10 protein-coding genes and 1 pseudogene are annotated in these 13,732 nt (G+C 58.0%); 4 read left to right on the top strand and 7 right to left on the bottom strand.

What is annotated here, in order from left to right; genetic code table 11:
• The coding region (locus tag JQ632_RS37925; RefSeq protein ID WP_212407821.1) for a hypothetical protein at positions 1-630 on the bottom strand (630 nt) is incomplete at its 3' end.
• Positions 631-2,168: 1,538 nt separating this feature from the next.
• On the opposite strand from JQ632_RS37925, the gene JQ632_RS37920 reads away from it, so the two are divergent.
• From JQ632_RS37920 to JQ632_RS37910, 3 genes are all read left to right on the top strand, one after another.
• A complete protein-coding gene (locus JQ632_RS37920) occupies positions 2,169-2,684 on the top strand; it encodes a hypothetical protein (protein ID WP_249152823.1) in 516 nt (171 codons plus the stop codon).
• A gap of 88 nt (positions 2,685-2,772) precedes the next feature.
• The gene (locus JQ632_RS37915) at positions 2,773-2,979 is read left to right on the top strand and encodes a hypothetical protein (RefSeq protein ID WP_212407820.1); all 207 of its coding nucleotides are present in this window, start codon (positions 2,773-2,775) and stop codon (positions 2,977-2,979) included.
• 807 nt (positions 2,980-3,786) lie between these two features.
• Positions 3,787-4,080, top strand: coding sequence for a hypothetical protein (locus JQ632_RS37910; protein ID WP_212407819.1), 294 nt, complete (start codon positions 3,787-3,789; stop codon positions 4,078-4,080).
• A gap of 386 nt (positions 4,081-4,466) precedes the next feature.
• Here JQ632_RS37910 and JQ632_RS37905 read toward each other — a convergent pair whose 3' ends face one another.
• The gene (locus JQ632_RS37905; RefSeq protein ID WP_212407818.1) at positions 4,467-5,708 is read right to left on the bottom strand and encodes an adenylate/guanylate cyclase domain-containing protein; all 1,242 of its coding nucleotides are present in this window, start codon (positions 5,706-5,708) and stop codon (positions 4,467-4,469) included.
• A 228-nt stretch (positions 5,709-5,936) separates the two neighbouring features.
• On the bottom strand, positions 5,937-6,941 hold the full coding sequence (locus JQ632_RS37900; protein ID WP_212407817.1) for an ABC transporter substrate-binding protein: 1,005 nt from the start codon (positions 6,939-6,941) through the stop codon (positions 5,937-5,939).
• Positions 6,942-7,396: 455 nt separating this feature from the next.
• On the opposite strand from JQ632_RS37900, the gene JQ632_RS37895 reads away from it, so the two are divergent.
• A complete protein-coding gene (locus JQ632_RS37895; protein WP_212407816.1) occupies positions 7,397-8,191 on the top strand; it encodes an alpha/beta fold hydrolase in 795 nt (264 codons plus the stop codon).
• Positions 8,192-8,382: 191 nt separating this feature from the next.
• On the opposite strand, the pseudogene JQ632_RS37890 reads toward JQ632_RS37895, so the two are convergent.
• The 4 genes and pseudogenes from JQ632_RS37890 to JQ632_RS37875 form a co-directional block, all read right to left on the bottom strand.
• Positions 8,383-9,823: pseudogene (locus tag JQ632_RS37890) on the bottom strand (IS1182 family transposase).
• Between the two features lie 187 nt (positions 9,824-10,010).
• A complete protein-coding gene (locus JQ632_RS37885) occupies positions 10,011-10,997 on the bottom strand; it encodes an ABC transporter substrate-binding protein (protein WP_283817792.1) in 987 nt (328 codons plus the stop codon).
• Between the two features lie 333 nt (positions 10,998-11,330).
• Complete coding sequence (locus JQ632_RS39910) at positions 11,331-11,537, bottom strand: hypothetical protein (protein ID WP_249152821.1); 207 nt, start codon at positions 11,535-11,537, stop codon at positions 11,331-11,333.
• Between the two features lie 1,104 nt (positions 11,538-12,641).
• Positions 12,642-13,592, bottom strand: coding sequence for a ketopantoate reductase family protein (locus JQ632_RS37875; RefSeq protein ID WP_212407813.1), 951 nt, complete (start codon positions 13,590-13,592; stop codon positions 12,642-12,644).
• Positions 13,593-13,732: the final 140 nt, after the last annotated feature.

Below are 13,732 nucleotides of genomic sequence, written 5' to 3'. Positions count from 1 at the left end.
AATTTTCCAGGACGTCACCACGCATCGCTCGCCCGGACGCGGTCGCCCGTCGATGCGCACCGAAAGGCGCCCGAGCAGGATCGGCAAAACGTTGAAGTTCCCGGTTTCAGGGTTGTGCTGGGATACGTAGCCGGTCGGGCAATCCAGCGCGGACCACACGAACTCAGGTGCAACCAGGCCATCAGCGGCGGCGAGAGAGGCGTCGGGCGTCCACGGTACAGCAAAGGCCCAGCTGCCGCGTTGTCGGGCCAGTGGTCCGGCGAAAAGCCGCAGGCCGTCGCCCGGCGCCCGGTCAGGCCCGCAGACGAAGCACATCGGCAGTAGATGTTCGTGCGGCTTGACTGGAGTACGCTTCTCAGCCTCCACCGCCTCTGCGTAGGTCGCCCTCGCAAGCCGGCTCAGGTCAAGCGTGATGGCCCGGCCGACTGCTATTGTCGCCGCGCCCTGGCGCAGCTCCCATAGCCCTGTCCCGACCTCGACGAGATCCAGCTCGGTCTCCAGGGGCGGTGGAGCGCGCAATGTTACTTCCGCGGCACCGGCAATTTGACGCGCCAGCACACCACAGACGTAGCCGCCGTTCCCCGAATTCGGCGGACCACGAAAGCGACGCGAGATCGTCATCGTCTGCATGCCATCCTCCCGCCGATACGACAGGACTGCACTTCCATTTTCCCGGAGCACGACTCTTCATTTGCGAACAATAAATCAGATAAGAGTCAGCGCAATCTCAATTCCAGACAATGGCGCACACTGAATCGGGCACGGGTTGGCGGCGATTACTAAAAGGGATGGCATGGGGCATCGGACAATCTCCTTTGCCAAAGTTCTATTGACGCCGCAATACGAGTTCCCGCGGGCGGTGACTCTTTCTGGAGCACAAGAACACGGCCGCCACGCGCTTCTCGACGGGGGACCAGAGCTTTTGCGGACAGGCGCCGGGATCAATTCCCTGCTTACAGGGAAATTTGCAGGGAAAACCCGCGCGAACCGCCGCCGCCGCAACGTCCAGAAACGACGAAAACGCCTGCGAATTCAAGCGTGTCGCGGCCGGCCGGGCGCCAACACCGAACAGGGAATTTTCAGCGGCGATCAGGGATTGGGCGCGCCGCTAGCAGGGAATCGGTAAGCGTCGATTTCTCGCGCACTGGTCCGTAAACACGATCTGTTCTCGCACTCGATTTGCAAATTGAGCAGACGCGAGATGGCAGAGGAGACTCGATCGCGGAGCCAACCTTTCCGGCGGCGGCATCACGAGGCGCGGAAGCGTCCGGAGGCCGAACGTTTCGCGGCAGCGCGACGGCCATCGGCGGATCGTCGGCAGGGTCCGCTGTAGTGCGCACAACGGACCGCCAACCGAGGCGGCCTTATTTTGGGCGCGGTACAACGGGATGCGCCGAGTCCCGTGCGAGCTCAAGGTTGCTGATCTCGACTGCAATACGATCGGCCGTAAGGGCGTCGAATGGAAAGGCTGCAATTCGGCGATAGTGCGCGATTTTCTCGTTCAACTCGATGCACTTTTCGCACATGCTCTCAGCACAATATTTTTGGATTTTAGGCGGGAGCACAAGTCTCTCGGTCGCCAATGCCAACCATCGAGTTTGGCGATACACAATAATGCGGGTCGATGTCTAAAGTTCAGTTGTGCGCACAACTAACTTGGCGAGCTCAAACCCAACGCGCCGTCATGCCAGGCTACTATTAGAAACGGACAAGACCTCGATCCTTCGACATGCGCAGGCTGCATAGGGGCCGCTTCAGATGGCCGACTCCTCGCGAGTGAACCTTTGCGCGGGCAGCGCAGACTAATACCTATCCGGGATTTTGCAGTACCCTCTCGGGAGCGAGACCCAGCGCCGCCAGCGATCGTTTCAACGCTAGGCGGTGTTGCGTTGTCAGGTATCCTTCCTCAAAACATGCATATGCGCGGTCATTATTCATTAGGCGTTGGACGGGAAACGGAGTAGCGTCTCTGTAGCGGTCAAGCGAATTGCTTGCCTGATAGCTGTCCAAATGGCGACGCACCGAAGTCTCCGCCTCCTTTAAGTGGCAGCCCGATGCCGTCGGTAGGCAAACTCTTTCCACCCTTGCTGACGTGAAGTGTACCCAAACGCGCAGCCTGCTGACTGCGGCGCGCCGTTGGTTACTGGTAGAGGCGGAACAACATGAGAATGAGCAATGCCGCACTGGCAGCGGCAAAGTACATTTATGCCTCGGCTACCATATGGGTCGCTCCTTTTGCTCTCGTCAAATTGGCGCATCTCCTTAAGAGGATTGGGCTCGCTACGGTTGGAGCCTCCTGCGGCATGTATGTGGCCGCAGCATTGATGCGCCTGGAAAGCGAACTGTTTGGAGGCGGCTGGTTCATCTTGTTGATGATGCTCTACGGCGCTTTCAGCTTCTATATCGGCATCGATCTGCCTGGCCGTCCTTCTCGGAGATCGACTTCGAGACTCCCGGAAGAGCGAAACCCCGGCACAGATGCGGCTGAGATCTTCAGTGCGGCAGGCACATTCGTCGCTGCGATTGCCGCGTTTCTATCCGTCAGCATGATTGTCGTTGATCACGTCGTGTCCGGAGGTTCGATCGTTCTGATCGCATGCTGTTGGGCGATTGGTTCTTCGCTTCAAATTGCTGCAGGCGCGGTCAGTCGCAGCTACGACCTGGTCGAAGATGGTCGCCCGTAATTTCTGAGACGGAAGCGGCTAGCCTCATTTTGAGAGCGCGACAAAGGGAGGCACACGGACAAGCGTAGCAAATGGAGAGCTAACAACAATGATGAGCAATTATTCACCAGAAGAGCTTGCCAGTTTCAGGACAGTTTTTGAGGACGCGATAGCTTCATTCTCACCTATGATGCTCACGACCTCTAACCGTCTGCAGGTTGCACAGAACATCCTTGCTTGTGCTGCGACAGGTGAGCGCGATCAAAGCGAACTGCGGCTTACTGCATTGGCAAACGTGAAGGCGTCACAAACCTAGCCGCGAAGGCGGCGCCCCGTAGCCGATGTGCCGCCCAGCTCTGTCGTCGAGATGGGAACGGTCGGCTCGCAGGGATGGGAGTCCGCAATGGGCCACTTCCGGACTCATGCGCCGCAACAAGAAGGCTCTGTTCGATCACTACGTCGGCACGCTCGAATAGCTGGCTCGGTACTCGATGTCAGCCACGAACGTCGGTTCGAGTCAGCGCGAACGTCCCAATAGGCCGACGACCGGTTATCACGTGCTGTCCGACTTTGACCGCTCATGGTTCTAATTTAGACTTGCACCTTATCATAGTTTAGTTCGGCTCATGGAACCGTCAGCTATAGTAGTGATATCACCGGCAACGGCCATGTCCGTAGGCGTCGGTGGCTGAGAGACTGATTGCGCTCCCGCCTGCAGAACCGCGGAGCGCACACCATGGGCAGCAACGGTCGGTACTACCAATATTTGTTCGATAACAGGGCTGCGGTAGCCACGCACGTGGAAGACTCTCGCAAGCTCGTGGAAAATTTGAAGGAGTTACTAAACGGCTTCACTGTGGACACTTTCTTGGGCCGGAAAACTCAAGAACCTTTTCCCAAAGAGCCATTTTCCAAGGGCACCGAGCGCCTTTGAGCCGGGGAATTCGTGGCATGCACCGCAAGTATCGAGCGTTACAGCAAGAGTGTCGCCTCCAGGCGGCTTTGACCGGCCACGGGGAAACCCGCGAAGCGCTAAAGGAGATGGAGCGGGAGTACAAAGTCCTCGCTGATTGGCTAGAGCGTCGGCTTTTGCCAGAAGATCAGGCGGCCCCCAAAGGGGCAGATGCGGCGGCCGACCTATATCGAGACAATTTTTGTTCGCCAGTACGGGATAACGGATCGACGCTCCTGCGTGCTTCCATTGGGGGACACATTGACAAAAAAGATTAGCGATCCGGTTGCGGACTCGCGCTATGTGATCAGCGCAACTGAAGGCAGCTTTGTGCTATGGGACAGCACGCGTCTCGAGCCGCTATCTAAGCATCGCTCGATGGACGCCGCCGAACGCACGAAGGCCATCCATATCCGCATCGACCGCCTTATCAAGGTGGGACGACAACGGCGCGAGGCTCGATGATCTGTGAAGATGGCGGCCCGCCAAACTGAGGCGGACCTATTCGCCGATGTTGTTTCGCATCGTGCATGGCGGCTCTTTCCGGGCTGCAGCAAGAGTGCCACCTGCATACGATGCGCCTTTCGCGGCTTGCGGCCTTCGATCGCCTCGTCGGTACTTCTCCCTGCGAGAACCATGCCTGTGGGCGGCGACGCCTAGCACTTTGGGGCGCTCGCAGCTGCTTCGAAGGACTGCTTTAGGTCAAGGTGCGAAGAAATCGGCCTGAGCAAATCTAGCCCGCCGCCAGCCACGAAGCGGACCGATGAGACGGTTCGCTACTTCGCTGATGGACCAGAAGCGGAGGTGACACGATCTCTGCTTTTGCGTCACTCGTGTCGCAGCAACAAGCGTCAAGCTGCGGCCACCGGATCGACAGGGGCAACCGATGCTTTGCGGCCAACTAAGAACCACGTCTGCATTTCGCCTTTTCCCTCGATATCGACTAGCCCTCGCCTCTCGAAACTGAAATCGTTCTTTAGGCCCTCATACACTTCGTCGGTAACCTGAATCTGGCCGGGAACGCCGGTCGACTCCATGCGCGAGGCTACGTTCACGGCATCGCCCCAAACGTCGTAGAAGAACTTCCGCGTACCAACTACGCCCGCTACAACAGGGCCAGTAGCAATACCAATCCGCACCAACACCGCACGACCCTTCCCATCGACGAGTCCGGCCAAAGCCTCGCGCATATCGAGTGCTAGCCCGGCGAGCGCGCGAAGGTGATCAGGTCGGCCTGAGGGCACTCCGCTGACAACCATGTATGCGTCGCCAGAGGTCTTGATCTTTTCCAGTCCGTGGTGCTCGACCAGACCATCAAGTTGGGAAAATACGCGATTGAGAAAGCTCACAAGGTCTTCTGGCGTTGTGTCGGCCGCACGGAACGTGAAGCTTGCCATGTCGGCAAATAGGATCGACGCTTCTCTATAGGAGTCAGCGATAATGGTGCTCGGCCGTACCTTCAATCGATCTGCGACCCTGGCTGGAAGAATGTTGACCAGCAAGGCATCGGAGCGCTTACGCTCTCGTTCCGCAGCCTCTTCGGCTCGTTCCATTTGCCGCACGGCATAAACAATAATGCCGTAGAGGAGGGCTGAGTTGAGAACGATGCTAGCGCTGAAATTTGTGAGAAAAAGCATCGTTGGCGAAACGAAGCCAGTATCGCGCGGCAAGTACATCTCTACAACAATGATCAAGGCGACTGAGATGATCCCGAGTATAATGGTGATGAAATAGCGCTCGGTGCCGATGATTAAGATACTAAGCGCGGTTGCTGTGAAATAGCCGATTTGCGTTGCTCCGCTTGTGCCTACCAATGAAGAGACCCAGAGAACAACCGCATATGAGACGCCCACAAAGGCGAGCGGTGCTGCGATCGGTCCAAATCGATGAAGCAAGGGCATTGAGGCGTACGTTGTTGCCACAAGGATATCCGCGACACCCACCTTCCACTTCCCATCGACGAAGCGGACTAACGCCATGCCTGCTGGAATCAAGCAAGCAAGCCAGACTGCGATATTGAATCCGCGCAGCCGACGGGCGACCTTCTCAGGATATACTTCGGTGCCGTACCGAATGTTGGGATACCAACTCATTGCCGGTTGCTTTCATTATTGCGCCGCAACGTCATTCATGCCGTACTTTACCTCATGGCGCGCATGTCATCGAGGCGGACTACGTTGGTTGATGGGGTGAATAGTCGCCTTGGGTCAATCGCGCCATTTCGGATTCCGCCAGCTACTTCCGATCTACCCCTAACTCCAGACACGTCGCCGCACTGCGCTAACTGAAGCGATGGGCCAATACCGGAAGTGGACCGGGTTTTATTCGATCACCAGGTCGGCACGGGCGAGAAGGGGCTCCGGGATTACGAGACCAAGCGCTTTCGCAGTCTTGAGATTGATAGCGAGTTTGAACTTGATCGACTGATAGATCGGAACATCGCCGGGTTTGGCTCCGCGCAGCACCTTATCGACACAAGAGGCAAGGTATCGGTAGTGCTCCAGGCGATCCGGCGCATAGGCGATAAAACCGCCGATCTCCACAATTTCAACCCATGGGATCATTACGGGTAGTCTGTGCATCTCTGCCAACTCGACGATGAGCCGCCGACGCGTAAAGTTCTCCGCGTGGTCAGTGAAGATGACGGCACCTACATGCCTCTGAGCGACCGCCGCGAATGCCTTGCGGTAGTCGACCTCTTCGTGGCTTTCGAGAAAGGCCGGAATGAGTTGGATGCCCAGACGCGGAGCCGCGTCTCGTATCGCCAAGCCGAATGAGTTCTCCCAAAAAGCGGGTGCTATGATGTAGCCGACCGTGGAAAGCGTTGGGATGGCCTCCTTCAATACCTCAAGGTGTTTCGCAAGATATTGGGATCCAGCATCTGGAGTGGCTCCTGTAATGGAGCCTCCGGGGCGGGCCAAGCTGGCGGCGAAACCTTGGGCGGCCGGATCGCCCACGACTGTGACGATAGGTATCGTGCTCGAAGCTGATCGGAAGCTCTGCACCATGAGTGACCCGAACGTCACGATCACATCCGGCTCGGCGCGAACCACTTCTCGGGCAAGTTCCGCGTAGTGTTCGGTGCGGCCTCCGCCACTGTAGCGCGCCACAGAAAGATTACGCCCTTCGACATAGCCCAGACGACGCAACTCCTCGAAGATCACTCGATAGAACGGATTGCCGCCGGTTTCGCTCAATTCGGATATGAGAGCGGATGGAGGAACAAGGGCGATACGATAGACCCTCGTGGACTGCTGCGCACGCGCAACAAGCGGCCACGCCGCCGCCGCGCCACTGATTGCCGCAATGAACTGTCGTCGTTTCATGTCCGCCCCCGGCTCAGAGCCAATATCCTATCGGCTCAAACAATCATTCCATAGGGGCACCGCATTGAGTCATGTCTCTTGTGGGTCGAAAGCAGCGGTCAGCCTATCAGTCGGGCGGCGTCCGCCTTCCCTCAGATAGCAGACGTGGCGACGGCTCTCGTGGTGTTCAGCTTGGGGCAACAGCAGAAGTCGCAATGCTAACAATCGATCACCGCATCTGCGACCGCAGTACGGAGTTTGGGATGCTCACACCAAGCTCTTTGGAGGTCTTGCGGTTGATTGCCAAGTCAAAAACCTTGGCTGTTCTACCGGCGGGTCAAGCTTTGACAACCCCCGTGACAAGGCGCAATCTAAACGCCCCGGCCAAGCTCTGCCTGTGACGTCAGTATTTGCGTGTTGATTTGGGCGGTTGCTCGCCGATCCTTTTTCTTGCTTTTACTTTAGGGGGAATTTGCATGACTTCGATAAACATCACTCGTCGTGGATTGGTCAGCGGCCTTTCGGTTGGAGTAGGCGTGACCGGGTTGGCTGCGTCCGGCAAGATCATCAACAGCGCGCGCGCTCAGTCCGCTCGGAAGACCTTCGTGTTGATCGGCGGTGCTTTCTTTGGGGCTTGGACTTGGCGTCGCGTTACAGATCGCCTCGAACAGCAGGGTCACAAAACCTATCCACTCACGCTTACGGGCCTGGGCGACCGATCCCATCTCATGAGCAAGGACATCAACCTTGACACTCACATCGCGGATATCGTGAATGTCGTCGAGTGGGAAGACCTCAAGGACATTTGCTTAGTCGCCCATTCCTATGCGGGCTATCCGGCCTCTGGCGCGCTCGAACGCATCGGCGACCGCGTGTCGTCCATTGTTTGGGTTGACGCACTGAAGCCCGCCGATGGGCAAAAGTTTGCCGATGACCTACCCAATAAGCTCCCAGAGGGGGTGATCAGCATACCATCTCCAAAATCGAGCCCCCTGCCGGACCCGAAGGACGCTGCGTGGATGGTATCGAAGATGACACCTCAACCGCTAGGCCCGTGGCTGCAGCCTATCAAGCTCACGGGTGCGCGCGAGAAGGTCGCTAAGAAGACTTACATCCGCCTGCCCAAGTTTCCTTTCGCCTCTTTGGACAAGGCGTTGGAGGAGTGCAAAGCCGATAAGTCTTGGACGACTATCGTGAATACTACATCACTACATGCCGCGATGGTGATGGATCCTGAGTGGCTGACTGGCGTGCTGGTGCAAGCAGCTTGACGCAAGCGCGCGCTCGTTAGCCGAGTATTCGGCTGCTGCCATGGCAGCAGCCTCCGCACCTGTCGCGAACGAACCGGATGAACGCATCAGGAGGGGGCTGACGCGGCATGTGTCATGTCTGCCTTGGGTCTTGGCCGTTTAAAAACGCCCTTCCCAGGGAAGTCGGTGAGAAGCCAGGAACCGGGCCTGTCTCAGGCCGCGATCGCAGCGATCAGCGGCTTGGCTCCGACGATGTTCATGGCCCGTGTCAGATTATAGGCGAGGACCGAGAGAGCCATCTCAGCGGCCACCTTTGGAAGCGTTTTGGTGAGGAAGTGTGTCGCTCCCATGCGGGCCTTCATCGTGCCGAACCGGATGCTCGACCGTCTCGCGACGCTGGCGCATAGCTTGTGGGTTTGCATCGAGGCGCTGCTGCACAGCGTCGAGCAAATGCTCGTGCTCCCATCGCGTAATCCGCCGCTCTAGCCCGGTCGTGCATTGCGATTTGAGCGCACAATTTTGACAGGCTGTGGTCCAGTAGCGCCGCAGCATCTTGCTGTCTTCCTCGTTTGTATAGCGATACGGCAATCGCTCCCCAGCTGGACAGCGATAGGCGTCCTCCCCTGGCAAATACGCAAAGTCCTGCTTACCGAAGCGCCCTTCGGATTTGGCGCCCGACGTCTGCGGCTTGGGCAGAGTTACCGTGATGCCGGCCTCGTGGCACGCGAGGATCTCCGTGCTGCTGAAGTAGCCGCGATCGGCAACGGCCTCGAGCGTCTCAGCCTTGAGAACACCCTTCGCCTGCTTGGCCATGTTGGCAAGTTGTGCCCGATCTGAGCCGCTTTTCGTTACCTCGTGCGCCACAATCAGATGGTGCTCGGTGTCTACGGCGACCTGCACGTTGTAGCCGACGACGCCGGAACCGCGGCCGCTCGTCGCCATTGAACGGCTATCGGGATCGGTCAGTGAGATTTGCTGGTCAGGCGACGCAAGCATCTGCTTCTCGTAAACGGCAAGCTTGCCCATCTCCTCCTTCAGTTTTGTCAGCTTCTCGGTAAGCCTTGTTACCTTCGCGGCCAGCGCCTCCGTCGGCACCTGCCGATCGGCCGTGTCGAGTTGGCTCAGATAGCGCGCGACGCTTTCCTCCAGCTGGGCATGCCGCCGTTCCACCTTCGCCCGTGTGAAGTTCTTGTCGCGGTTGTTCACAGCTTTGAACTTGCTGCCATCGATGGCGACGCTCGCCGTCGTGAGAAGACCCATCTGACGACAGAGTTCGACGAAGCGCGCACATACTTTGCGTAGTGCCAGGCCGTTATCCTTGCGGAAGTCCGCAATCGTCTTGTGATCGGGAGCGAGCCGACCCAGCAGCCACATCACCTCGACATTGCGCCCGGCCTCTCGTTCCAGCCGCCGGCTGGACTGAACCCGGTTTAGATAGCCGTAAATGTAAAGCTTGAGCAGAATCGAGGGATGGTACGACGGCCGGCCGGTTGCCTCGGGATCGACCCCGCCAAACCCGAGTTCGGCCCGATCGAGGTCGTCGACGAGGACGTCGATGACGCGAACTGGATTATCCGCGTCGATCCAGTCCTCCACGCATTCAGGAAACAGCGTGCTCTGCCCACGATCCGCACCCTCAACGAAGCGCTTCATCCGAGCCCCCGCAAATCGTGCGGGAATCATATCGCGCGAATCACTTCAAGCGCAGCGTTTTCACACAGCCAGGGTCAATTGCGCCATTCTGACTGTGCGCCGATAACCTTCCGGTCTACCCCGATAAGCAGACCATTTCAGAGCCGGGCGGCACTTCGCATTCGGGCCAGTAGCAGACTCAGCCTACTTATTCGATAACCTCGTCCGCACGGGCGAGCAACGTGGGTGAGAAAGAGAGGTCAAGCATCCTTGCCGTCTTCAAATTAATTACCAGTTCGAATTTGATCGGCTGTTCTACTGGCAAATCCTGAGGCCTCGCGCCCTTCAGAATCCTATCGACGTAACTCGCTGCTCGGCGAAACAGATCGGTTAAGTCTGCACCGTAGGACATCAATCCTCCGACATCCACGAACAGCCGGAAGGGATACATTGCCGGGAGGCGTGCTCCTGATGCAAAATTTACGATGACTGCTCTCAAGCCGACCGTACGTGGGTCGCCAAGCACAAGAAGTCCATCAGGTCGCTGCGCGTCTATCCTAGTGAGCGTGGCATCGAGGTCAGCCGGGGCTTCAATCTCGTGCGGGTCAAGGCGCAGAGCCAATGCCTGCGCTGCGGGTTTCAGTTCGACCCAATCGTTTGCCTTTAGCGGGTTGGCCGAGTTCCATAGTACAGCAACGCGCGAAAGCGCGGGCACATACTCCTTAAACAGCTCAAGTTGTTTGCGGCTCAGCTCAGGATGCATTTGGGAAGAGCCAGTAGCCAGTCCACCGGGATGCGCCAGACTTTGAACATCGCCTACCCCGACCGGATCGCCGTGAACCGCGAATGCGACTGGAATGCCTTTAGCCGCCGTCATAGCTGCTTTCGTCTCGGGTCCTGAAACTGCAAGGATCAGTTCGACTGGGAAGTTGGCAAGTTCGGAAGCAAGGCGAGGCAAGCGATCAAAGTGTCCATCAGCAGAACGATATTCAACCATAAGGTCCCGTCCTTGATGCCAACCAAGGTCACGTAGTCCCCGTTCGAATGCAGCAAACAGGCGTGAGCCAATTTCGATTGGCGCCGCAGACAACACGCCAATTCGCCGCAGATGATCAGAATCGCGGCCTCTACTAGCGGCGAGAGGCCAGGCGATGAGGCCTCCACCTATAAGCGCAATTAATTCCCGGCGCCTCATTCAATTGCCCTGCCGATCAATCGTGGCGGGGCCATAAAGGCATAGGGACTGGCATTCAGCCAGCCGACCTGCGGGCCGAACTTGAGCTACCCGGACAACGTCCGAGATGGGTCATTCGCGTCGACTTAGCCGCGTCTCAGCTGTGTCCGGTCTGGCCTCGACTGCTGACACGCCGGAGGCCGTCGCGATCTTCGCCTTCGGGCCAATACCGGACTCGTGCATTCCGCTCGGGCAAGGCAGGCCTTGCTGGCCGCACTGTTGAACGCCGTCGGCCATACAGAACCAGCTTGTGCTCGAACGGCAACGTGCCTCGTCGCGCACCCGGTACATCGGCTAAGGCCGAGGCTTCAAATAACGCGACGAGAGCGGGAGGTGAAAAATCTTGAAGCCTTTTATTTCAGGAAACGCCTCTGCTGCGTCCACGGACACCAGGGCCGCGACCGCAGCCGGCACCTCACCATTGACCAGCCGATCGATCGCCGCCGTGTGCCCTGCGCTGAGTTGGACCACAGGACCTCCTGCTGCCACGATCGCGATCATGATATCAACCCTCGATGCGGAATACCTGTCATCGATAGCAACGTTTTTTTCAGTAAGGGCGAATACCGACGGGATCTCCGGTCGAACTATTACAACGGCAACCAAGGGCTCTGTGTCAGGCGACGCACCTGCAAGTGGGTCGGCCCCGTCACGTGCCGCTGTTGTGGCCGTGACCGTCATTCGCTCTGCAACCGCCGTCGCGGCCGCCACCTGCTTCTGTATCGTCCTGCTATTGGAATTCGGAGCGGGCCCCACGGTGGACCACGGATCCGCGACGCTTAGCCCTGTCGTACCGGGACCTGCGGCGGGGGCGCTGCTTTTGCTCTCGAGTTCCGTCTTCAATGAAGGAGGCGGGAGCGGGACGCCGGTTGCCGGAGGCTCTGCCTTTGCCGTGGTGACAGTAAGTTTCGCCTTCTTGGTAGCGAGATGTGCCGGCCCCCTGTCACGGGCACGATGAGCCGGCTGCTTTTCGGAGGCTACCGCAATGGTAAAGTTGGCAGATTTTGTTCGGCGATTGGTTTTGGATGACGCGAGTTTAATCGGCTGATCGGCAGCCGTCCTATTGGAGCAGGCGAAGCCATGTTTGTCAGTGCACGATTCCACGGCCGCTTGGTGCGGTGGCTGACGACTACAGCCGACCAAGGTCGCGGCTAGCGCGATGATGAGAGGTGTTCGCAAGCAATCACCCTAGAGGATGAATTTCTGCCGGTATTCTCTCTGCGTATTGATCTCCGCGCTGATCGTTATCTTTTGTACGAGAATGTTAAACGAGCATTAAGCGTCCGCCGCCCGGTACGAGAAACCGCCATATGGTTAACGCCAGGGATGGAGCGCGTCACATTGGTTCACACGGCGGATCGCGCCCGCTATAGCGACATTCTCCGACAGGTAGGGCTGACAGAACACTGATCTTCAAACCGCAAACGAGTCGCTGGCCCAATACCGCCAACGTCCGCAACGGGTCAAAAGCGCCGTTTCGACAATCGGCCCATTACTTCCGGTCTACCTCCAACTTCAGACATGTCGCCGCCCCGCACCAAGTGGCGCGAAGGGCCAACAGCGATCATCGCGTCGAACCATCAGGTGTGGGCCGCGTCGCGTAGATCACGTTTTGGAATGCTTACCTCGGTTGATTTCGTAGGCTTGGAGATTGCATCGAGCCGCAGTAAGAAGTGGCGCACAAATGCCCATCTTGGCCGCGCGTTCTGCTAGATCGCCAATCGTATGCTCGCCTTCCGTGGGCCGACCGTCTTCCATATCGATCAGCATCGATGGCCCGTAGGTCGATCCCTGTTGAGAAAACATGCCGCGCACAATACCAGCCGCATCAGGAGCAGGAGGGGGGGCTGGCGGATAACCAGCCGCCGTTACCACTCGCGTGCATTCGTCGATTACATCGGAAACAAACGATGGTCCGGAAGCTGACTGGGCGATTGCCCCCGCTCGTGACCTCGTTAGGCTTGCTATCGTTGCGCTAATAACAAAGCCGAAGAACTTCGCCCACATCATTGCAACGATGGTGTCGCTGATCTGGACGGGAACGCCGCCTGCTTCTAGGTCAGCCTTGATGGCCGCACAGCGGTTGGAAGTGCTACCGTCAAGCTCTCCAATTGCATTGAGATTGATGCGCAACTGGCTCTGCTGGATCGTGCCGTCCGGCGTCAGAGCAGCATTGATAGTCGTCAGGCCGCCAAGCACGCGCGCCTGACCGAACCTCACCGTCAGAACGTCGATATGACGCATGCCATTCAGTACGGGCACGATCACGCTCTGCTCAGTCATGGCCGGAGCAAGTGCGTCCATGGCCCCATCAAGATCGTAGGCCTTACAGGACAGCAGAATAACATCGTAGGTCCCATTCAGCTGACCTTGCTGGACAGTCTTGGTCTTCGTACGGAGTTCACTGCCATCCTGTAGCTTTACGATCAGGCCGTCCCGCTGAAGTTGGGCAGCGCGCTTGGGCCGGACGAGAAACGTCACGTCAGCGCCGCCCTTGATTAGCATTCCGCCAAAATATCCCCCGAGCGCACCCGCACCTAAAATTAGGTACCGCATTTACTTCCCCCATGTCTGCCTCTGCCTCTTTGCAGATGCATCAAAGCATACTGAGCAACCTTTGTAAGCATCCGCCCAAGGCCGCGGAGCCTCTTCTTTTTGATCGGAGCCGGTGCGGCGAGGACATGGCTCCGGTGCGA

Source organism: Bradyrhizobium liaoningense (assembly GCF_018130955.1).
GTDB lineage: Bacteria > Pseudomonadota > Alphaproteobacteria > Rhizobiales > Xanthobacteraceae > Bradyrhizobium > Bradyrhizobium liaoningense_C.
The sequence above is the reverse complement of the archived record's forward strand: the minus strand, read 5'-3'. Positions and strand labels throughout refer to the sequence as shown.